This is a genomic window from Citricoccus alkalitolerans (genome assembly GCF_039528175.1).
In the GTDB taxonomy this organism is placed as follows: domain Bacteria; phylum Actinomycetota; class Actinomycetes; order Actinomycetales; family Micrococcaceae; genus Citricoccus; species Citricoccus alkalitolerans.
In genome coordinates this window covers 81098-103202 of sequence record NZ_BAAALH010000001.1, presented here as the reverse complement: position 1 = coordinate 103202, position 22105 = coordinate 81098, and the positions used below count along the sequence as shown (strand labels likewise).

The following is a 22105-nucleotide window of genomic DNA, read 5'->3' as shown; positions in this document are numbered from 1 at the left end:
CCATGGCACACCTGATCTCCGTTTCCGGTTCGACGCCGGTCGCCCACGAGTCCTGCTTCCTCGCCCCCACCGCCACCCTGTCCGGTGACGTGGCCCTCGCCGCCGAGTCCTCCGCCTTCTATGGCGTCTCGGCACGCGGGGACAGTGCCCCCATCCGGGTGGGCGAGCGAACGAACCTGCAGGACAACGTGGTCCTCCACGCGGATGCGGGCTTCCCCTGCACCCTCGGCCAGGACATCTCGGTGGGCCACGCCGCCGTGGTCCACGGCGCCACCGTGGAGGACGGCTGCCTGATCGGCATGTCCGCCACGGTCATGAACGGAGCCGTGATCGGAGCCCAGTCCCTCGTGGCCGCTGGCGCCCTGGTCCTCGAGGGCACGGTGGTCCCGCCGCGGTCACTCGTGGCCGGGGTCCCCGCCAAGGTCCGCCGAGAACTCACCGAGGACGAGCTCGCCTCCCTCGGCAGGAACTCGGCCACCTACGTGCGCCTGGCCGCGGCGCACCGCGCGGCCACTTCCGCGTAGTCCCTGGCTATCCGTCCTTGGTGGCGGCCAACTCGATCTCTCGCTCCCGCTCCTCGGCGGCCATCCGCGTCAGCTCGGCGCCGGCCTCCGCGTCCCTCGTCAGGTTCTCCCCGGTCTCCGGGTCGAAGATGTGGATGCGGGAGGTGTCCACCCAGAGGTCGGTGGGCTGACCGGGGCGCACCCGGGACTCCGCGGACAGCGTGGTGACCACCTGCGGGCGCAGCTCGTCGGCGTCCATCTCCGCCGCGAGGTCGGACAGCAGGCGCCGGACCTTCTCGTCCGGCTCGAACTCGATGTAGCCGTACTGCTCGTGCCCCAGCCATTCCAGGTGGGACAGTTCCGCCGTGAAGACGGCGCCCTTGCCCTTCTTGGCCTCGTCCACGAGTTGAGCATCCTCGAAGAACTCGGGCCGCAGACCGATCATGAGCAGTTCATGGCCTGTCGCCACAGCGGCCTTCTCCGCGGAAATGGGGATGTCACCGATGGGCGAGGAGAGGATGGCCCCGCCGGCACGCTCGGAGCCCTCGAAGCCCGCAGCGCCCTCCTTGAGCGTGGCGGGCAGGAAATTCATGGACGGCGAGCCGATGAAGCCGGCCACGAACAGGTTCACGGGCTGCTCGTAGAGTTCGCGAGGGCTGGCCACCTGCTGGAGTTCCCCCTTCTTCAGCACGGCCACCCGGTCCCCCAGGGTCATGGCCTCAGTCTGGTCGTGCGTGACGTACACGCTGGTGACGCCGAGCCGGCGCTGCAGTTGCGCGATCTCGGCGCGCATCTGCCCACGCAGCTTGGCGTCCAGGTTGGACAGCGGTTCGTCGAACAGGAAGGCGTCCGCCTGGCGGACGATCGCGCGCCCCATCGCCACGCGTTGCCGCTGACCGCCGGAGAGGTTCGCGGGCTTGCGCTCCAGATGCTCGGTCAGTTCGAGCATCTCCGCCGCCTTGCGCACGCGGTCGTCCACCGATCCCCCGCCGGCCCCGCCGTTCGCTCCCCCAGTAGAGTCGCCATTGGAGCCATTGGAGCCACCGGACCTCTTCGCCAGACGCAGCGGGAAGGCGATGTTCTCGTACACCGTCAGGTGCGGGTAGAGGGCGTAGTTCTGGAACACCATGGCCAGGTTCCGGTCCTTCGGCGCGGCCTCGTTCATCCGCGTCCCGTCGATCTGCAGTTCCCCGGACGTGATGTCCTCCAGCCCCACGATCATCCGCAACAGGGTGGACTTGCCACAGCCCGAGGGTCCCACCAGGATGACGAACTCACCGTCGGCGATGTCCAGGGACACATTGTTCACGGCCGGGAAGCCGTCGTCGTACTTCTTGACGATGTTGTTCAGGGTGATGGAGGCCATCGGTGCTCCCTTTCTCTGCTTGCTTCGCTTGGTTCGCTTGCCTTGCGTTCCGACATGATGGGTGGCTGGTGCTCACTCTCGCCGGTTGCCCGCGGCAGGTGTAGGCCCCGCTGATCAGCCCTTCACCGCACCCGAGGTCAGGCCGGCGACGATCTGCTTCTGGAAGAGCATGACCAGCAGCACCACAGGGATGGTGACGATGATCGCCGCGGCGGAGATCGCGCCGGTGGGCGATTCGAACTGGGAGGCGCCGGTGAAGAACGCCAAGGCGGCCGGCACGGGTCTGGCCGCTTCCGTGGAGGTCAGTGAGATGCCGTAGACGAAGTCGTTCCAGGCGATGAAGAAGGCAATGATGGCGGTGGTGAAGACGCCGGGCAGGGCCAGCGGGACGATCGCCTTGCGGAATGCCTGCAGCGGGGTGGCGCCGTCCACCTGTGCTGCCTGTTCGAGCTCCCAGGGAATCTGCTGGAAGAACGCGGTGAGCGTCCAGATGGAGATCGGCAGTGTCAGTGACAGGTACGGAATGATCAGACCGGGCCACGTGTCATACAGGCCCAGCGTGCGCCACATGTTGAACAACGGCGTGACCAGCGAGATCACCGGGAACATGGAGACCATCAGGGAGACGGTCAGCACCACCTTCTTGCCTGGGAAGTCCAACCGCGCGATCGCGTAGGCACACAGGGTGGCGAGCACCACGGCGATCGCTGTGGCGATCACCGAGATGCCGATCGAGTTCCACAGTGCCGTCAGGAACAGTTCACGCGAATCCCCCACCAGGATCTCGGAGTAGTTCACCCCGGACCACTCGGTGGGCAGGAACTGCCCGTTGGACAGGTCTCCCGGCGTCTTGAAGCTCGTGGCCAGGATGGACGCCACGGGGAACAGGCACCACACGGCGACGATGACGGTCAGCACCCACCAGCCGATGGCCGTGTTCCGCTTGGCACGGCCGGCCGTCTTCTGACCCGCCAGCTCCGCAGTGGTCGGGTCCGGCTCGCGGGCGGTGCGGCCAGCCGGGACTCGGGTTGCTTCGACGCTCATTTGCGGCCTCCCTTGGATCCGGCCAGGTCAACATTGAAGATCTTGATGGCAACGAAGGCGATCAGGGCCACGCAGAGGAACAGCACCACGGAGATGGCCGAGCCGAGCCCGATCTCCAGGCGGCCGATCGAGGTGCGATAGGCGAGGAGGGAGAGCACCTCGGTGCCGTACGCGCCGTTGGTCATGATGAAGATCGAGTCGAATACCCGGAACGCGTCCAGGGCCCGGAACAGCACGGCCACCATGATGGCCGCCTTCATGTTCGGCAGCACCACTCGGCTCAGCCGCTGCCACCAGTTGGCCCCGTCCACTGCGGCCGCCTCGGAGAGATCGTCCGGGACCTGGGCCAGTCCCGCGAGCAGGAGCAGGGAGATAAAGGGCGTGGTCTTCCAGATCTCGGAGAACATGATCACCACGAGCGAGGTGCCGCCCTGTGCGAACCAATTCAGTTCGTCGTTGAACCCGGGCAGCCAACTGAGCCAGTTGTTCACGTACCCGGAATCGATGCTGAACATGTAGTACCAGGCATAGGCCGAGACCACGGTGATGATGCCGTAGGGCACCAGGATCACGGTCCGGACCAGGCCGCGCGTGGATTTGATGGCCTTGTGCATGATCATCGCGAGGATGAATCCGAGGATGAGCTCCACGAAGACGGTGACCACCGTGATCAAGGCAGTGACCCCCAGAGCACTCCAGAACACTCCGTCCGAGAGGATCGTGGCGTAGTTCCTCAGGCCGATGAACTCCCGGTCCGCTGGGGCGGTCAGGCGGTAGTTGAACAGGGAGTCCCAGACGGCCTGTGCCACGGGATAGAAGATGACGGCCACCATGATGACGAAGGCGGGCCCGGCGAGCCACCAGCCCAGGCGGGCCTCGGCTCTCGCGCGTTCGGAGGTCGGCGCCTTCCGGCGGCCACGGGAGCCGCCCGGCGGCTCGGAGCCTCGGTCGGGACCCTCTGCATCCGCCGGGTCGACCGCGGGGACATTCGTGGGAACGGCACTCACAGCAGGGACTCCCCTCGCAGGACTTCCATGATGAACTGGCCGGTCTCGGCCGGGGTGGTCTCCGGTTCGACGGCTCCTGGCGGGGCGAACCGCTGCTGGATGGCCGTGGACACCTCGTTGTAGTACGGCGTCTGCGGGCGGGGCGCCGCCAGTTCCAGGGATTCACGGATGGTCGGGGCCATCGGGAACGCCTCCTCCACGGCCGGGTCGTCGAACGCGCTCGCGCTGGAGGGCGGGTTGCCGTTGGTGATGAAGTACTCGGTCTGGTGTTCCGGGGTGACGATGCACTCGATCGCCTCCCATGCCAGTTCCGGGTGCTCGGAGTCGGCCCCCACTCCGAGGTTGATGCCGCCCAGCGGCGGGGCCGGCTCCTCGTCGTCCACCACCCGGGGGTACAGGGCCCAGCCGATGTCCTCGGGCAGGTCCTCCGGGAGTGCCCCATCCTCCACGGCCGCATTGGTGGCGGGCCAGACGAACGGCCAGTTCACCATGAAGGAGCCACTGTCCCCCTGGAAGACCAGCATCGCCTCGTTCTCCTGCTGGGTGGCCAGGCCCGGCCCCCCGAGGCCCTCCTGGCCGATGGTGGAGAGGATCTGCGCCGCCTGGTGACCCGCCTCCGTGTCGAGTCCCGTCTGGACGTCCGTGGCAGAGGCCTCCGGGTTCTCGAGGATGTGTCCGCCAGCAGACTCGACCAGCGCGTTGAGCCACACGGTCATGGACTCCGCCCGTGCCCCCTGGACTCCGAGTTCCTTGTCCTGGTCCCGCGCGACCTCGATCAACTGATCCCAAGTGACCGGTTCGTCCATGTTCAGGCCGGCCTCGTCCACCACGGACTCGCGGTACCAGAGCAGCTGGGTGTTGGCCCAGAACGGCACGGTGACGAGGTTGTCCTTCCAGGTCGCACCGGCCAGCGCCCCATCGAGGGTGTCCTCGGTGGTCACGGAGGCCACGTCCTCGGGGACCGGTGCGAGGAATCCGGGCTCGGCCAGCTCCGGGATGAAAGGCGGGTCCAGGGACATGATGTCCATGGAGGTGTCCCCGGCGGCCAGCCGCCGGGTGAGCTGTTCACGCTGGGAGGCGGCGTCATTGGGGAGGATGGACGTCTCGATCCGGTAGGCCCCTCCGGCCTCCTCGGTGCACTGCTGCGCGATGGTGGCCTGGCCGCCGTCGTCCGGGTTGGTGTACCAGGTGAGGACCGGAGTGTCCTCCGCCGGCCCACAGCCCGCCAGCACTAGGGCTGCCGTGGCTACCACTGCGGCTCTCGCCACCCCGCGGGCGTGCCTGCCACTCGGTCGGGATTGCCTCATCAGTCGCGTACCTCCGGTCCGGTTCCGTACCACGGTGCTGCGGCCAGGGCCGATGATCCGTGTCCCACCGTGACCTGCGTCCCGGCGCGAAAACCAGTCCCACGCCAGTGATGCAGGTCACTGTGACGTGAGCATATGCCTGTGGCGGGTGTTTCCCAAGGGTTCCGGTGCCTTACGCTTCATCCCATGGGCACCGAGGTCGAATCGAGCACCTATTCCCGGTCCGAGCGGACGCGGTACCGCGAGCGGCTGGAAGGATCACTGCGGGAGCTGAAGGACTATCTCGCCGGCCGCGACTTCTCCGGAGCCGGGCGGATCGGCCTGGAGCTGGAACTGAACCTGGTGGACGAGGCGTCCCAGCCGGCGCCGCTGAATCGCGAGGTCCTGAACGCCATCGACGATCCGGCGTTCCAGACGGAACTGGGCCGGTACAACATCGAGCTCAATCACCCCTCTCTGACCATCCGGGAGCGCGGATTGCGCGATCTCGAGGAGTCCTTGAAGGCGGAGCTGAATCGCGCGGACGAGCGGGCCATCCGCGCCGGGGCCCAGCTGTATGCGATCGGGATCCTGCCCACCCTGGACGGGGAGGACCTGGCCGGCGAGGGCTGGATCAGCGAGGGCAACCGCTATGCGGCCCTGAACGCGGCGATCCTCGAGGCCCGCGGTGAGGACATCCTCATCGACATCGACGGGCCCGAGCACCTGTCCTACTACGCCCGGGACATCGCCCCGGAGTCCACGTGCACCTCCATGCAGCTACACCTCGAGGTGACCCGGGAGCAGTTCGGCCCGGTGTGGAACGCGGCGCAGGCGATCGCCGGGCCTCAGGTGGCCCTGGCCGCGAACTCCCCGCTGTTCTTGGGCAGACTGCTGTGGGACGAGTCCCGCATCCCCGTGTTCCAGCAGGCCGCGGACACCCGGGGCCCGGAGCTGGCCCGCCAGGGGGTACGGCCCCGCGTCTGGTTCGGTGAGCGCTGGATCGACGGCATCGAGGACCTGTTCGAGGAGAACATCGCCTTCTTCCCGGCGCTGCTTCCGGAGATGTCCGGTGAAACGGGCACCACGGAGGCCGGCGCGCCGAAGCTGGCCGAGCTGTTGTTGCACAACGGCACGGTCTACCGCTGGAACCGCCCCATCTACGACCCCGGCAAAGACGAGAAGACGGACGACGCCGGCACCTCGCCGGCGCTTCCCGCCAACCTTCGGGTAGAAAACCGGTTGCTCCCGGCCGGTCCCACGGTCGTGGACATGGTGGCCAACGCCGCCTTCTTCTTCGGCCTGGTCAAGTACTTGGTGACCACAGAGGAGAACCCCTGGCAGCGGATGTCCTTCGCAGTCGCGAGGACCAACTTCTACGAATGCGCCCGGCACGGACTGAACGCCTCGGTGTACTGGCCCGGTTACGGGGACGTCCCCGTCACAGAGCTGCTGGACCGGCACCTGCTGCCGGCCGCACGGCAGGGGCTGGAGCTGCTCGAGGTGGAGGAGGACGTGGCGGATCACTATCTGGCGGTGCTCACCGGCCGCACCCGGACCGGCCAGAACGGGGCGGCATGGATGACGCGCGCCCTGGGCCGGTACGAAGAATCAGGCCTGGACCGCGGCACGGCGCTGGCGAGCATGGTGGCGGAGTACGGGACGCACATGCGCGGCGGCAATCCCGTGCACACATGGCCCCTGCCGTGATGGACACCGCCATCCACCGCGGGGAGCTTCCGCCGTCAGAGGTCTACCGACGCTTCGCCCGGATCGAGGCCCACGGCAGCTCCGAGGTCTACGAGGACTGGGCCGAGAACGTCGCGGAAGATCCCGAGGTGCTCGAGTTGGTGGCAGGACTGCCCCGCCCCAAGCGTCAGCCCAACCTCGTGTTCGCGGCCGCCCGGCTCCACGGCGCCGAGGGCACCTACGCATCGTTCCGGTCCACCCTCCTGGACCGCTGGGATGTCATCCGGGAGACCATCCTGGCGCGATCCACGCAGACGAACGAGGCGGCCCGATGCGCCGTGCTGTTGCCGTTCCTCGCCGAGCTGCCCCAGCCACTGGCCTTGATCGAGGTGGGAACCGCGGCCGGTCTCTGCCTTCTGCCGGACCGCTACTCCTACCGGTACAGCGACGGCACCCGCCTCGACTCCGCCGGCGGCCCGTCCGAGGTGGTCATCGACTGCCGCCTCGGCCCGGGAATCGAGCCGCCGCAGGTCCTTCCGGAGGTCGTGTGGCGGACGGGTATCGACCTCTCCCCCGTGGACGTCGCGAATGCGGAGGACTGCACCTGGCTGGAGACCCTCATCTGGCCCGGACACGAAGGCCGCCGGGACCGGCTCCGATCCGCGCTCGCCATCGCCCGCCGTGAGCCACCCCGGGTCATCGCCGGCGACCTCAACGAGGCACTCCCGGCTCTGGCCGCCGAGGCACCCGCCGATGCCACGATGGTCGTCTTCCACACCGCCGTGCTGGCCTACCTCGACGAGGCCGCCCGGGGCGGTTTCGCCGATCTCGTCAGCGGCCTGCCCGGGCACTGGATCAGCAACGAGGGGCCAGGCGTCCTCCCGCAGCTCCGCCCGGTGCCAGAGTCCGTTCCCCGAGGAGAGTTCGTGATCGCCGTCGACGGCATCCTCCGCGCCACGGCCGATCCGCACGGCCGGCCGGTCACCGGGTTGGAACTCCGGACCTGAGTCAGCAGGCAGGTCGGTGTACGCCGGTAGGCATCTCAGTGCGCTTCGCTCGGCTTCACTCGGCTCCGCTCGGCTTCACTCGGCTTCACGTCAGTTGGGGAATGTGTCACCCAAGAAGGGTGCGGGAAAGCGACGAATCCCCCCACTGACGAACGCGCCGACTGGTGCGGTGGCCGTGGGCGGTGCCTTGGCATCCACCACGGCCAGGGGAATGAGCGCTGGGTAGGGGCATGTCTGCCCTCACCGACGGTTCCCCTCACCGGTGCCCCTGTCCCGCCCGTTTCTTGGTCTTAGCCGTCGCCGGCGCGGTCCAGGGGTCCTCGGGCCACGGGTGCTTGGGATAGCGCCCGCGCATCTCCGCCCGGACCTGGGCGTACGGTCCGGACCAGAACGAGGCGAGATCCCCGGTGACCGCCAGGGGCCGGCCTGCCGGGGAGAGCAGGTGGAAGACCACCGGCACCCGGCCGTCCACCAACCGCGGGGTCTCGGCCAGCCCGAAACACTCCTGGAGCTTGACCGCCACGACCGGGGTGCCGGCGTCGGGAAGCGTTGCACCGGGGTCTCCAGCACCGGGACCCGTGGCACCAGGTTCAGCAGCACCGACACCGACTGCCGCCGATTCCACGGCCGGGTAGTCGATCCGTGCGGTGCGGCCGCTGGGGACGGGCAGGCGCTCGGGCACCAGCTCGTCCAACCGCACCGCCTCCGGCCACGGCAGCAGCCGCCGCAGGGCCGAGGCCAGGTCCAGGGAACTCGTCCTGGCTCCGCCGGCCAGCATCTCGACTTCAGGCGCGAGCCAGTCCTCCCAGCCCACCGCGAGTGCCGCCGAGGACAGGTCCGGCCACGGCTCCCCCAGCGTCCGGTGCAGCAGGTTCAGGCGGCGGCGCAGCGCGTCGGCCCCGGGGCCGGCCTCAGCGGTCAGTCCGAAGGCCTCGGGACCCCGCTCGGCCAGGAGGCGCACGACGGCGGCGCGGCCAGACGCGCGGTCGGGTGCCACCGGTGTCTCGGACAGGATGATCGCCCCCACTGCCTTCACGGCCCGGCCGACCACCCTGCCGTCCTGCCACGTGGCGGTCAGATCATCCCGATAGAAAGGTCCGGCAAGCTGTTCCGCCACGGCGGCGTCCACGGGGGCCGCGGCCCGGATCACGGCTCCCGTGCCGGCGGCGGCCCCGCCCTCGGCGCGCGAGACCTCGGCCACGGCCAGCCAGTCCGCCCCGGCCAGCGGGCTGCCTGGCGGCAGCGCGGCCCGAGTCCCGGAGGCCAGCAGGTAGACCCCACCGGACCGGCCATCACTGGCTCCCCGGCCGCCGTTCCCGGCTGCGTCCTGGACCCGCCGCGCCAGGCGTTCGGGCCAGGCCAGCCCGACGACGGCCCCCACCCCCGACTCCCGAGACACCCGGGTACTCCCCGACTCCTCCGTGCCATCCCGACCGGCCAACCGTTCGAAGCGATCGGTCTCGCGGCGCCACCGGCCGGCCTCGGCATCGCCGCGCCCCGCCGCACGCAGTCGATGCAGGGACACCGTCAGATCGGCCCCCTCGGGCCGCACATCGGACGAGACCAGGGCGACCACCTCAGCGGCGGCGCGGGCACCCACCAACCGGCCGCCGTCGAGCAGGGCGCGGGCCAGCCGTGGCTCGGCGGGGATCGCGGCGAGGCGGCGGCCGTGGTCGGTAGCGCGGCCGGAGGGATCTATGGCGTCCAGCGCGGTCAGTGTCTCCAATGCCTCGGCCAGGGAGGCCTCCGGCAACGGTTCCGGCAGCACGAGGCCCTCCCCGGCGGGCGCGCCCCAGCAGGCCAGCACGAGGGCTGCACCGGTGAGGTCGGCGACGGCGGCGGCGGGCGTCGGCTGAGCGGGCGCGGCCCCGTAGGTGCTGCGGTCATAGCAGCGGACCACGGTGCCCGGGCCAAGACGTCCGGCACGGCCGGCCCGCTGGTCGGCGGAGGACTGCGCGGCGGCCACCGTCACCAACCCTGTCATACCGCGGGCGGCGTCCCGGCGGGGTTCGCGGGCCAGCCCGGCATCCACCACGAGCCGCACCCCCGGTACCGTGAGCGACGACTCGGCCAGTGAGGTGGACACGATGATGCGGGGCCGGTCTGCAGCCGACGGTTCACGCCCGCCGACGGCCCGGTCCTGCTCCGCCGCCGGCAACCGACCGTGCAGGGGCAGGATCTCGGTGCCGGGGGCCAGTTCCTGTAACCGGGACACCGTCGCTGCGACCTCGCGGGCCCCGGGAACGAAGACGAGTGCGTCGGTTCCGGGCTCGGTCTCGCGGACCTCGGCGTGTGCCTCCGCGGCGCAGCGGGCGACGTGGTCGAGAAAGTCCCGGCTCACCCCGCGCAGGTCCTGGCGGCGCCCGGGATGCGCTCGGTAGCGGATGTCCACGGGGAACAGGGCGGCGGGGCAGTCGACCACGGGAGCGGGACCGGGCCGGCCGGTGCCCTCCCCCAGACGGACGGCGAAATGCGCCGCATCCAACGTCGCGGACATCGCCACGAGGAGCAGTTCGGGGCGGAGCTGAGCCACTTCCCCGAGCATGCCGAAGAGCAGATCCGTCTCCAGATCGCGTTCATGGACCTCGTCCAGGATCACGGCACCGACTCCGGCCAGCTCGGGATCGCTGAGCAGACGGTTGACGAGTACGCCGGGTGTCACGAACTCCACCACGGTCCCCGCACCCGTCAGGCGTTCCCCGCGGACCACATAACCGGACCGGGTCCCGACGCCGGTCCCGTCCAGGGCCGCGAGACGGCGGGCGGCGGCGCGGGCCGCCACCCGGCGCGGCTGCGTGACGATGACCTTCTGCGGGGTCCGGCCGGCCTGCCTGGCCTGCCCGGACTGCTCGGCCAGCACGTTCGCCGCGGCCGGCGGCACGAGCGTGGTCTTGCCGGTGCCCGGAGGGGCCTGCACCACGGCGAGGCGCTCCGAGACCAGAGACCGGCGCAGGTCTGGCAGGGAATCGCTGAAGACCAGTCCGGCGCCCAGTCGATCGAGGTCGAAGGGGCCGGGCCGGGTGCGGGAACTCATCCTCCCATTGTGGACCGCTTGCCGTGGATCAGGGCGTGGGAGTGCCGCCGTTGGCGTTGAGGGTGTCCCCGGTGACGTAGCTGGACTCCCCGGAGGCCAGGAACACGAACGCCGGGGCCATCTCCACCGGCTGACCGGCACGGCCCAACGGGGTGTTGTGCCCGAATTTCGGCAGCTTCTCCTTGGGCTGGCCGTCCGAGACCTGCAGGACGGTCCAGACCGGACCCGGCGCCACGGCGTTCACGCGGATGCCCCGCTCCGCCACCTGTTGGGCCAGGCCCTTGGTGAAGTTGTTGATCGCCGCTTTCGTGGCCGCATAGTCCATGATCATCGGGTTCGGCTCATAGGCCTGGACGGAGGTGGTGTTCACGATGGTCGATCCCGGGCCCATGTGCTTCAGGGCGGCACGGCACAGCGTGAACATGGACATGATGTTGATCTGGAAGGTCTCCTCGACCTGTTCGTCACTCAGGTCCTCCAGGGACTCGGAGATCACCTGCTTGCCGGCATTGTTGACCAGGATGTCCAGTCCGCCGAGCTTCTCGGCAGCGGCATCCACAACGCCAGCCCGGTACTGCCGGTCCATCAGGTCACCGGGGAGCGCGGCCGCGGTCCGGCCGGCCTCCTCGATGGCCTCGACCACGCGCCGGGCGTCCTCCTCCTCGGCCGGCAGGTAGGCGATCGCCACGTCCGCACCCTCTCGGGCGAAGGCGATGGCGACGGCGGCGCCGATCCCGGAGTCGCCGCCGGTCACCAAAGCCTTGCGACCGACCAGACGCCCCTGGCCCCGGTAGGACTCCAGGCCGATATCCGGCACCGGCTCGGTCTTCACGTCCAGACCGGGCTCCGGCTGGTCCTGTTCCGGTGGCGAGATCTTCGGGTGCCGGGCCGTGGGGTCATCGGCGGCGAGCTGGCCGGCCCCCGCACCCCCGCCGCCGGTGTTGAGGTCGGTCTGGTTATCTGGGTGGTTCGCGGATCCGTTCATGATCCCGACCCTAAGGACCTGCCCCGACGGCATCAAGTCATCACCTGCGCACCGGCTGACCTCGGTTGTGACAGCATGGCGGCATGACCGAGTCAGCATCCGAGAACCCCGCCGCCACCGGACCAGACAGGGTCCTGTTCTACCCACCGACCGAGGTCCGCCAGGACGGCCCCTACCGCGAAGCCCACGCCGGACCGGCGCAGGCCGCAACCGACGTCGGTGGCTCGGTGGTGCCGAGCGACGCCGACGCACCCTACGGTGACGGGTCCGCGACCGCCCTGGTGATGGTGTACCCGGTGCCGGTCGAGGACGTCGAGGCCATCCTGGCCGCCAACCCGTCGCTCGGATGGATCCAGCTGCCGTTCGCCGGCATCGAACGGTACGTACCGCTGATCCGGCAGCGGACGGACATCCAGTGGACCTCCGCGAAGGGCGTCTACGCGCCGCCCGTGGCCGAGCACGCCCTCGCCCTCACACTTGCTCTGCTGCGGGACCTGCCCGAACGGGTCCGCGCCACCGGGTGGGCCCCCGGCAGTGGCACCACCCTGAACGGACTGAACTGCGTGGTGGTGGGCGGCGGCGGTATCGCTCGCGAGTACCTGCGCCTGCTCAAGACCTGGGACACCACCGTCACCATGGTCCGGAGGACGGGGGACGAGGTGCCCGGGGCGGACCGGACTGTCACCCAGGAACGGTTGGACGAGGTCCTGCCGGACGCCGACGTCGTGATGATCGCCGCCGCCGCCACGGATGAGACCCGGGGCATGATCGGGGCCCAGCAGCTGGAGCTCATGGACCCTACCGCAATCCTGATCAACATCGCCCGCGGAACGCTCGTGGACACCGATGCCCTGGTGGCGGCGCTGGCCTCCGGATCCATCCGCGGTGCCGGACTGGACGTCACCGACCCGGAGCCGCTCCCGGACGGGCACCCGTTGTGGGCTGAGCCGCGCTGCCTGATCACCCCGCACACGGCGGACACCCCGCAGATGTGCATCCCCTTGATCAACGCGCGCAGCGAGCGGAACCTCGCCGCCCGTGCCGAGGGGTCCGCACTGGAGGGACGGGTGGACGCGGACGCGGGGTACTGACCTCCAGGCCCCTTAGGCTGGGGTCATGAGATCCCCCGTGCAGGACTACCTTGACCGGCTGGTCGACCAGATCCGCCCCGTGGACGAGGGCACCACCTACCAGGCCGTGCCCTCGGCCGCCTCCATGGACCGGAACCTGTTCGGGCTGGCCCTGACCACCGTCGAGGGCCACTGTTACGCCTCCGGGGACGCCGAGCACGCGTTCTCCCTCCAATCGATCTCCAAGGCCTTCACCTACGGCATGGCCCTGGAAGACCTCGGCCCGGACAAGGTGCACGAGAAGATCGACGTGGAGCCCTCCGGCGACCCGTTCAACGAGATCTCCCTGCAGGCCGGCACCGGGCGCCCGGACAACCCCATGATCAATGCCGGGGCGATCACCACCACCTCGCTCATCAAGGGCCGTGGCGGGCGCGACCGCATCGGGCGGATCGTGAACACCTTCTCGGACGCCGCCGGCCGGGACCTGAAGGTCTCGGAGCCCGTCTTCAAGGCGGAGGACAAGACCGGCCACCGCAACCGGGCCCTGGCCTGGCTGCTGCGCTCATTCGGAATTCTCGAATCCGACCCTGAGCCGTCCTTGCAGGACTACTTCCGCCAGTGTTCCATCCTGGTCACGGCCAAGGACCTGTCCATGATGGCCGCGACCCTGGCGAACCAGGGCGTGAACCCGGCCACGGGCGAACGCGTCTTCTCCCCGCAGGTGGTCCGCTGGGTGCTCTCTGTCATGTCCACGTGCGGGATGTATGACGACGCCGGCACCTGGGCCATCGAGGTCGGTCTGCCGGCCAAGTCCGGGGTCGGAGGCGGGCTGCTCGTGGTGGTGCCCGGACAGATGGGCGTCGGAGTCTTCTCCCCGCCCCTGGACGAACACGGGATGTCGGTGCGCGGCGGCGTGGCCATCAAGCAGATGGCCACCGATTTCGGCCTGCACTACGGTGACGTCCCACCCCTGGGCCGCTCCACCATCCGGGCCCGGTACGACCTGTCCGAGGCACCCTCCAGCGTCCCCCGCAGCGTCGAGGCTCTGCAGGCCCTCGAGGTGCACGGACCGGAATGCCGCATCATCGAGATCGGCGGTGACATCGGCTTCGCGGAGGCCGAGACGCTGGCCCGTGCCGCCGTCGGCCTGCCCGCCTCCGTCCGGACCCTCGTGGTGGACGTGCGCAAGGTGGACGACTTCGGTAAGGCAGCGGCCCGGATGCTTACCCATGTGGTGCGCAACTTCCTGGATGACCGCCGCGACCTGATCCTCGTGGACGACGACACCGCACTCACCCAGTCCCTGCTGGACTACGCGGCGGACACGGAGGACGGGGCCCTGCCGGACCCGATGCCGGAGACCACCACCTGGTCCACGCCTGCCGCGTCCACGGCCGGCGCAGCCGCGACCGCCGGCGGGAATGCCGGCGGAAGTGCGGTCGACAGCTTCACCTCGGATGCCGCCGTCTCTGACCTGGCCCCCGCCGACCTTGACGCGGACGGCACGGTGGAGGCCGCCGTCGAGCCCGAATTTCGGTTGTTCCTCTCCCGGCCCCTCGCCCTGGAGTGGATCGAACAGCGGATGCTGGCCCGCCATGCGCCGGACCTCGTGCCCACCGGCGACCAGGAGCCGACGCGGTCCCCGCTGCTGGAGATGCTCAACGAGGAGGACGCCCTCACCCTGTCCGCGTTCATGGAGACCCGCAATTACCGGGCCGGGCAGGTCATCCGCCGGGCCGGACAACCGTTCGGCGGGATCTACTTCATCACCGCGGGGCAGGTCGAGCTCACCAGCCAGGGCTCCGGCGGCAGGCGCTACCGGCAGGCCTACCTCTCCCCCGGCATGATCTTCGGCGAGATCGCCCTCGGTCAGGCCGGCCGGCAGCTCACCACAGTGCGCGCCATGGGTCCGGTGACCACCCGGGTCCTCACGGCCCAGGTGATCTCCGCCCTGGAGGAGTCCGATCCGCAGCTGGCCATCAAGCTGTGGTCCGCCCTGGCACGGGACGCCTACACCTCCGTGGAGCAGATGAGCAGGGAGTCGGGCGCGCGCTTCGAGTGACCGAGTCATTGACCGTCGCTTCCTGGGCGGGCCACACTGCGAACACCTGTGTGACCTGTGCAGATGTCGGAGGCAGCCATGAGCACCACCACGCCGGACGTCCCCAGCGCCCCTCCTGAGTCGGGCGAAGGCGAACTCAAACGGGTCCTCGGCCCCAAACTGTTGCTGCTGTTCATCGTGGGCGACGTGCTGGGGGCCGGGATCTACGCGGTCACCGGTGAGATGGCCGGGATGGTCGGCGGCATCCTGTGGCTGCCCTTCCTGCTGGCCTTCGCCGTAGCCACGATGACCGCCTTCTCCTACCTGGAGTTGGTCACCCACTATCCACAGGCGGCCGGGGCCGCGCTCTACACGCACAAGGCCTTCGGCATCCACTTCGTCACGTTCCTGGTGGCCTTCGCCGTGGTGTGCTCCGGCATCACCAGCGCATCCACCTCGGCCAACGTGCTCGCGCAGAACTTCTTCGGTGGACTGGAGGTCAACGGCTGGATGGGCGAGGCCAATCCCGGCGCGGTGATGGGCGTGGCCCTGGGCTTCATGGTGCTGCTGGCGTTGATCAACCTGCGCGGGGTGGGCGAGAGCATCAAGTTCAACGTCGTCCTGACACTGGTGGAGATGACGGCCCTGTGCATCGTGATCGGAGTGGGCTTCTTCGCCATGGCCCAGGGCGGCTCGGACCTGGGCCAGATCTTCGTGTTCCAGGACAACAACGACAAGGGGCTCTTCCTCGCCGTCACGGCAGCCACCTCCATCGCGTTCTTCGCCATGGTGGGCTTCGAGGACTCCGTGAACATGGTCGAGGAGACCAAGGACCCCGTCCGCATCTTCCCACGGACCATGTTGACCGGCCTGGGCATCGCGGTGCTCTTCTACATGCTGGTGGCCATCTCCGCCGTGGCCGTGCTCTCACCCACCGAGCTGTCCAGGATCGGTGAGGCCGAGGGAGAGGCTCTGCTCGAAGTGGTGAAGCAGGGTTCCCCTGATTTCCCTGTGGACCGGGTCTTCCCCTTCCTGGCGGTGTTCGCCGTGGCCAACACCGCCCTGATCAACATGCTGATGGCCAGCCGGCTGGTCTACGGCATGGCCAAGCAGAACGTGTTGCCGCGGCCACTGGGCAAAGTGCTGCGCGTCCGCCGCACTCCCTGGGTCGCGATCATCTTCACCACCGTCCTGGCCCTGTTCCTCATCTGGTACGTCACCAGTGACCCCGAGAGCAACATCGTCACCAACCTCTCCAGCACCACCGCCCTGTTGCTGCTCTGCGTCTTCACCGTGGTGAACGTGGCCTGCATCGTGCTGCGGCGCCGGAGGGGCGTGGACCCGGACTCGGGCCCGTCTTCGAAGAGAGCCTTCAACTCCCCCACCGTGCTGCCCTACCTCGCGGGACTCTTCTCCCTGTTCCTGGCGGGGCCCTGGGTGGAGCGGGATCCCATCGTCTACCAGATCGCCGGTGGGCTGATGGTCCTCGGGATCGTGCTGTGGGTGCTCACGTACTTCCTCAACAGGGCCAGCAACCGGAAGCGGGGGGCCCCGGTCGGGGACGTCCTGATCGGCCGGGATGAAGACTTGCCGCCGCGGCCGCCGGGCAGGTGACGGTCCCGTCGCCTGCCCGGCTGCGACGGGTCAGCTGGTCAGCTTGGCCACGATCGCGTTGAGGGTGGCCGACGGGCGCATGGCCTCGAAGACCTTCTCCTTGGACGGGTGGTAGTAGCCGGCGATCTCCACTGGGGCCCCCTGGACCGCGTTGAGCTCATCCAGGATCTTCTGCTCGTTCTCGGTCAGGTCCGTGGCGATCTCCCTGAACTTCGACGCGAGCTCCGCGTCCTCGGTCTGCTTCGCCAGCTCCTGGGCCCAATACATGGCCAGGTAGAAGTGCGAACCGCGGTTGTCGATCTCCCCGACCTTGCGGGAGGGGTTGCGGCCCTCCTCCAGGAAGGTGCCGGTGGCGCGGTCCAGGGTGTCGGCCAACACCTGGGCGCGGGCGTTGCCGTGGGAGACGGCCTCATGCTCGAAGGAGACGGCCAGGGCCAGGAACTCACCGAGCGAGTCCCAGCGCAGGTGGTTCTCCTCGATGAACTGCTGGACGTGCTTCGGTGCGGAGCCACCGGCGCCGGTCTCGAACAGGCCGCCACCGTTGATCAGCGGGACAATCGAGAGCATCTTGGCCGAGGTGCCCAGCTCCAGGATCGGGAACAGGTCGGTGAGGTAGTCACGCAGCACGTTGCCGGAGACCGAGATGGTGTCCTCGCCGCGGCGGATGCGTTCCAGCGTGAAGGCGGTGGCCTGCTCCGGGGCCATGATCTCGAGCTGCAGGCCCTCGGTGTCGTGGTCCTGCAGGTACTCGTTGACCTTGGCGATCAGGTTGGCGTCGTGCGCGCGGTTCTCGTCCAGCCAGAAAACGGCCGGGGTCTGGGAGGCGCGCGCGCGGGTGACGGCCAGCTTGACCCAGTCGCGGACTGGGACGTCCTTGGTCTGGCAGGCACGCCAGATGTCCCCGGCCTGGACGGCGTGCTCGATCAGCACGGCGCCGGAGCCATCCACGATCTGGACAGTGCCGGCGGTCTCGAGGACGAACGTCTTGTCATGCGAGCCGTACTCCTCCGCCTTCTGCGCCATCAGGCCGACGTTGGGGACGGTGCCCATGGTGGTCGGGTCGAAGGCGCCGTTCGCACGGCAGTCGTCGATGACGACCTGGTACACACCGGCGTACGACGGGTCCGGGAGCACTGCGAGGGTGTCTTGCTCCTGGTTGTCCTTGTTCCACATGTGGCCGGAGGTACGGATCATGGCCGGCATGGAGGCATCCACGATCACGTCCGAGGGGACGTGCAGATTGGTGATGCCCTTGTCCGAGTTGACCATGGCCAGGTCCGGGCCGTTGGCGTAGCCGACCTCGATCTCGGCCTGGACACCCTCGGCGACCTTCGGGTCCAGGGAGTCCAGACCGGAGAGGATTGCCGCCAGCCCGTTGTTGGCGGACAGGCCGGCAGCGGCGAGCTCGGCACCGTACTTCTCGAACAGCGACGAAAAGTAGCTCTTGACCACGTGACCGAAGATGATCGGGTCGGAGACCTTCATCATGGTGGCTTTGAGGTGGGTGGAGAACAGGACGCCCTCGTCCTTGGCGCGCGCGACCTGGGCGGCGAGGAACTCGTCCAGGGCTGCGGCGGACATGAAGGTGCCGTCGATGATCTCACCGGCGAGCACCGGGAAGTCGTCCTTGAGCACCGTCGGCTGACCGGCCTCGCCGGAGTCCTCCACGAACTGGATCCGGATCGTGCTGTCCTCGCCGATGACCACGGACTTCTCGTTGTGGAAGAACGCGTTGGCGGCCATGGTGGCCACGTTGGTCTTCGAGTCGGCCGACCAGGCGCCCATCGAGTGGGGGTGCTTCTGGGCGAAGTTCTTCACGGCCTTCGGGGCGCGGCGGTCCGAGTTGCCCTCGCGCAGGACCGGGTTCACGGCGGAGCCCTTGACCTTGTCGTAGCGGCTCCGGGCGTCTTTCTCCTCGGCCGTCTTCGGCTCATCCGGGTAGGCCGGCAGCGCGTAGCCGCCGGCCTGCAGCTCGGCGATCGCAGCCTTCAGCTGCGGCACGGAGGCGGAGATGTTCGGCAGCTTGATGACGTTGGCGTCATCGGTCTTGACCAGCTCACCCAGTTCGGCGAGGGCGTCGTTGACCTTCTGGTCCTCGGGCAACAGGTCGTTGAAGACGGCCAGGACGCGCGCGGCCAGGGAGATGTCCCGGGTCTCCATACCCACACCCGCGGTCGAGGCGAAGGCCTCGACGAGCGGCAGGAGTGAGCCGGTGGCCAGCATGGGAGCCTCGTCGGTATAGGTGTAGATGATCTTCGACATGAAGCGTGGGTCTCCTCGCAGGGCGCGCCGGTGGGCACGGCCCGAGTCGTCGTGATGGGTGAATCGGCCCCCAATCTACCGGAGGTGCCAGCCCCGACTCCCATCGTGACCGGGTCCCGCTCAGATCCCCAGGACGGACCGGGCGATCAGGAAGTAGACGATCAGACCCAGGGCATCCACCACCGTGGAGATGAACGGATTGGAGAAGACGGCCGGGTCCACCCCGATCTGCCGCGCGATGATCGGCATCAGCGATCCCACTGAGGCGGCCAACGTGCAGATGGACAGCAGCGTCAGCCCGATGACGACCCCGATGGGCCAGGCATACACGAGGCCGGCGACCACCAGACCGATGGTGCCCAGCATGGCGCCCAGGCCCAGTCCCACCGCGAACTCTCGGCACACCACCCGCAGTGAGTCTCCGGGCCGGACGTCTCCCAGGGCCAGGGCACGCGTGACGGTGGTCGCAGCCTGGTTACCGGTATTGCCCCCGGTGCCGATGAGCAGGGGGACGAAAACGGAGAGGACCACCATCTCCTCGAGCGTCGACTCGAAGACCTCCAGCACCTGCACGGTCAGGGCCGCACCCACGGCCAGGACCAGGAGCCAGACCATCCGCGAACGGACCAGCCGGCCGACGGACGTACTCAGATAGGGCTGGGCCAACGGTTCCGATCCACCCGACCGGGCGGCGTCCTCCGTCTCCTCCTCAGCCAGGATCCGGCTCGCGTCCGCCAGGGTGAGGACGCCGACGAGCCTCGAGGCCACGTCGATCACGGGCAGTGCCAGCAGGTCCTCAGCGGCGAGCCTGCGGGCCGCAGTCTCATCATCGTCTGTCGCCATGACGGAGTCGACGTCCGTGGTCATCAGATCGGCGACGCGTGCCTGCTCGGGGGCACTGACCAGGACTGTCAACTCCACCATCCCCAACAGCCGGTGCGCCCTGCCGACCACCGGCAGGCTCACCAGGCGGCGCAGCCGCTGCTCGGGCACAGCGGATTCGCGGAGAGACTGCAATGCCTCGCCGGCAGTCATGCCAGGACGCATCTCGATGAGGACGGGGCCCATCCTGCGGCCGACGGATCCGGGCGGATATCCCAGAACCCTGCCCGCGTCCTCACGTTGCCCGCTGTTGAGGGTGCCGAGAAGCCGTTGGGCCACCTCGGCGGGAACCTCATCGAGTAGCCGTGCCTGACCAGTGGCCTGCAGATGCGCAAACATGACCTGGACGTCCTCGTCCTGCATAGCTCTGATGAGCTGAGACTGCTGACGTGGTTCGAGGGAGGCAAAGACCTCCACGGCGACATCCTTCTCCAGGAGCCGGAAGATCACCGCAACGTCCCCGGGCCCGGAGCGGCCGAGGACACGCCGCACCTGGGCCGGGGGCATCTGCCGCAACCTGTCCGTGGCGGCCTCGACGTCACCTTGGCGCAGGTCGCCGCTGATCCGTGTCTCCGGACCAGGCTGACCCTTCGGCGTCATCATCTCACCGGCTCAACCATGGAAGAAGTGGCGGGCACCGGTGAAGTACATGGTGACGCCGGCGGCCTCGGCCGCAGCGATGACGTCCTCGTCCCGGACGGAGCCACCCGGCTGCACGACGGCGCGCACGCCGGCGTCGATGAGGATCTGCAGGCCGTCGGCGAACGGGAAGAAGGCGTCAGAGGCCGCCACGGCTCCACGGGCCCGCTCCGGTGCGCCGGTGCCGCTCACGTTCTCCGCACCACCCGCCGTCGTGATCTCGGTGGCGGTCTCCTGGGCGCCCGTGGAGGCCGCCCCCAGGGTGTTCGCCCGCTCCACGGCGAGACGACACGAGTCCAGGCGGTTGACCTGGCCCATGCCGATGCCGACCGTCGCCCCGCCGCTGGCCAGCAGCACGGCGTTGGACTTCGGCGCGCGCACAGCGCGCCACGCGAAGGCGAGGTCTGCCAGGGTCTCCGGATCGGCGGCCGGGCCGGCCGCCAGGGTCCAGGTCTCGGGATCGTCACCGGCGGCATCCACCGCGTCACGGGCCTGCAACAGCATGCCGCCCGAGACCTGCTTGTACTCCACGGAGTCCCGGGCGAAGCCCTCCGGCAGGCGCAGCAGGCGGATGTTCTTCTTCGCCGAGAGGATTTCCAGGGCCTCGGCGGAGAAGGACGGCGCGATGACGACCTCGGTGAAGATGCCCTGGACGGTGTTCGCCATGCCGGCGGTGACCTCGCGGTTGGCGGCGATCACGCCACCGAAGGCGGAGACCGGGTCGCATTCGTGGGCCTTGCGGTGGGCTTCGGCGATCGGATCGTCCCCGGACTCGACGGCGACGCCGACGCCGCAGGGATTGGCGTGCTTGACGATCGCCACGGCCGCCTGGTTGAAGTCGTAGGCCGCCCGGAGGGCCGCGTCCGCGTCCGCGTAGTTGTTGTAGCTCATGGCCTTGCCGTGCAGCAGCTCAGCCTGGGCGATGCCCGGAGTGGCCCCGTCCTCGACGTAGAGAGCGGCCTGCTGATGAGGGTTCTCGCCATAGCGCAGGGTCTGTGCCCGCTGCAGGGTCACCCCGGCGTAGGGCGGGAAGAGGCTGGCCTCAGCGGTGTCCTCGTCAGCCTCGAACTGGGCCGCCGTCCAGGCCGCCACCGCGTTGTCATACGCGGCGGTGTGCGCGAACGCCAGAGCCGCGAGCCGGCGCCGGGCCGGGAGGTCGAAGCCGCCCTGCTGGGCGGCGGAGACCACGTCACCGTACTTCGCCGGGTCCACGACGACGGCCACAGACGGGTGGTTCTTGGCCGCGGCCCGCACCATGGAGGGTCCGCCGATGTCGATCTGCTCGACGACCTCGTCCTGGCCGGCACCGGAGCGGACCGTGTCCACGAAGGGGTACAGGTTCACCACGACCAGGTCAAAAGGCTGGACGTCCATCTGTGCGAGCTGGGCCACGTGGTCCTCGCGGCGACGGTCGGCGAGGATGCCCGCGTGGACCATCGGGTGGAGGGTCTTGACGCGGCCGTCCAGGCACTCCTGGAAACCGGTCACCTCGGACACCTCGGTGACGGGCACGCCTGCGCCCGCGATCCGCTGAGCCGTGGAACCCGTGGAGACGATCTGGACGCCGGCGGCGTGCAGCCCGGCGGCCAGCTCCTCCAGCCCGGTCTTGTCGTAGACGGAGATCAGGGCCCGCTTGAGCGGGACACGGTCGAGCTGGATGGTCACGGGTGTGC

At 69.1% G+C, this 22105-nt stretch carries 15 protein-coding genes; 6 read left to right on the top strand and 9 right to left on the bottom strand.

Annotated elements, in window-relative coordinates; genetic code table 11:
* Positions 1 to 2 precede the first annotated feature (2 nt).
* A complete protein-coding gene (locus tag ABD134_RS00470; protein ID WP_344225724.1) occupies positions 3 to 524 on the top strand; it encodes a gamma carbonic anhydrase family protein in 522 nt (173 codons plus the stop codon).
* A gap of 7 nt (positions 525 to 531) precedes the next feature.
* On the opposite strand, the gene ABD134_RS00465 is transcribed toward ABD134_RS00470, so the two are convergent.
* The 4 genes from ABD134_RS00465 to ABD134_RS00450 form a co-directional block, all read right to left on the bottom strand.
* A complete protein-coding gene (locus ABD134_RS00465; protein WP_344225722.1) occupies positions 532 to 1869 on the bottom strand; it encodes an ABC transporter ATP-binding protein in 1338 nt (445 codons plus the stop codon).
* A 114-nt stretch (positions 1870 to 1983) separates the two neighbouring features.
* Complete coding sequence (locus tag ABD134_RS00460; RefSeq protein WP_344225720.1) at positions 1984 to 2913, bottom strand: carbohydrate ABC transporter permease; 930 nt, start codon at positions 2911 to 2913, stop codon at positions 1984 to 1986.
* Positions 2910 to 3920, bottom strand: coding sequence for a carbohydrate ABC transporter permease (locus ABD134_RS00455; RefSeq protein WP_344225718.1), 1011 nt, complete (start codon positions 3918 to 3920; stop codon positions 2910 to 2912). The genes ABD134_RS00460 and ABD134_RS00455 overlap by 4 nt, the downstream gene beginning before the upstream one ends.
* Positions 3917 to 5227, bottom strand: a complete 1311-nt coding sequence (locus tag ABD134_RS00450; RefSeq protein WP_344225716.1) for an extracellular solute-binding protein — start codon at positions 5225 to 5227, stop codon at positions 3917 to 3919. Before ABD134_RS00450 ends, ABD134_RS00455 begins: the two co-directional genes overlap by 4 nt.
* Positions 5228 to 5413: 186 nt before the next feature.
* Here ABD134_RS00450 and ABD134_RS00445 point away from each other — a divergent pair, with 186 nt between their 5' ends.
* Together ABD134_RS00445 and ABD134_RS00440 are read left to right on the top strand one after the other, a co-directional pair.
* Positions 5414 to 6916 carry a glutamate-cysteine ligase family protein gene (locus ABD134_RS00445; RefSeq protein ID WP_344225714.1) on the top strand — a complete coding sequence of 501 codons (1503 nt, stop codon included), beginning with the start codon at positions 5414 to 5416 and terminating at the stop codon, positions 6914 to 6916.
* Entirely contained in the window at positions 6901 to 7902 is a 1002-nt protein-coding gene (locus ABD134_RS00440; RefSeq protein WP_344225712.1) for a DUF2332 domain-containing protein, read from the top strand. Before ABD134_RS00445 ends, ABD134_RS00440 begins: the two co-directional genes overlap by 16 nt.
* Before the next feature lie 256 nt (positions 7903 to 8158).
* Here ABD134_RS00440 and hrpB read toward each other — a convergent pair whose 3' ends face one another.
* Together hrpB and ABD134_RS00430 are read right to left on the bottom strand one after the other, a co-directional pair.
* The gene (hrpB, locus tag ABD134_RS00435; protein WP_344225710.1) at positions 8159 to 10936 is read right to left on the bottom strand and encodes an ATP-dependent helicase HrpB; all 2778 of its coding nucleotides are present in this window, start codon (positions 10934 to 10936) and stop codon (positions 8159 to 8161) included.
* A gap of 28 nt (positions 10937 to 10964) precedes the next feature.
* Positions 10965 to 11921, bottom strand: coding sequence for an SDR family oxidoreductase (locus tag ABD134_RS00430; protein ID WP_344225708.1), 957 nt, complete (start codon positions 11919 to 11921; stop codon positions 10965 to 10967).
* An 83-nt stretch (positions 11922 to 12004) separates the two neighbouring features.
* On the opposite strand from ABD134_RS00430, the gene ABD134_RS00425 reads away from it, so the two are divergent.
* From ABD134_RS00425 to ABD134_RS00415, 3 genes are all read left to right on the top strand, one after another.
* Complete coding sequence (locus ABD134_RS00425; RefSeq protein ID WP_344225706.1) at positions 12005 to 13012, top strand: D-isomer specific 2-hydroxyacid dehydrogenase family protein; 1008 nt, start codon at positions 12005 to 12007, stop codon at positions 13010 to 13012.
* 25 nt (positions 13013 to 13037) lie between these two features.
* Complete coding sequence (gene glsA, locus ABD134_RS00420; RefSeq protein ID WP_344225704.1) at positions 13038 to 15056, top strand: glutaminase A; 2019 nt, start codon at positions 13038 to 13040, stop codon at positions 15054 to 15056.
* A gap of 78 nt (positions 15057 to 15134) precedes the next feature.
* Entirely contained in the window at positions 15135 to 16649 is a 1515-nt protein-coding gene (locus tag ABD134_RS00415) for an APC family permease (protein WP_344225703.1), read from the top strand.
* 30 nt (positions 16650 to 16679) lie between these two features.
* On the opposite strand, the gene ABD134_RS00410 is transcribed toward ABD134_RS00415, so the two are convergent.
* The 3 genes from ABD134_RS00410 to purH form a co-directional block, all read right to left on the bottom strand.
* Positions 16680 to 18911: an NADP-dependent isocitrate dehydrogenase gene (locus ABD134_RS00410; protein ID WP_344225702.1), complete on the bottom strand. Its 2232-nt coding sequence runs from the start codon at positions 18909 to 18911 to the stop codon at positions 16680 to 16682.
* A gap of 120 nt (positions 18912 to 19031) precedes the next feature.
* Complete coding sequence (mgtE, locus tag ABD134_RS00405; protein WP_344225701.1) at positions 19032 to 20396, bottom strand: magnesium transporter; 1365 nt, start codon at positions 20394 to 20396, stop codon at positions 19032 to 19034.
* A 9-nt stretch (positions 20397 to 20405) separates the two neighbouring features.
* Entirely contained in the window at positions 20406 to 22097 is a 1692-nt protein-coding gene (purH, locus tag ABD134_RS00400) for a bifunctional phosphoribosylaminoimidazolecarboxamide formyltransferase/IMP cyclohydrolase (protein ID WP_344225699.1), read from the bottom strand.
* Positions 22098 to 22105: the final 8 nt, after the last annotated feature.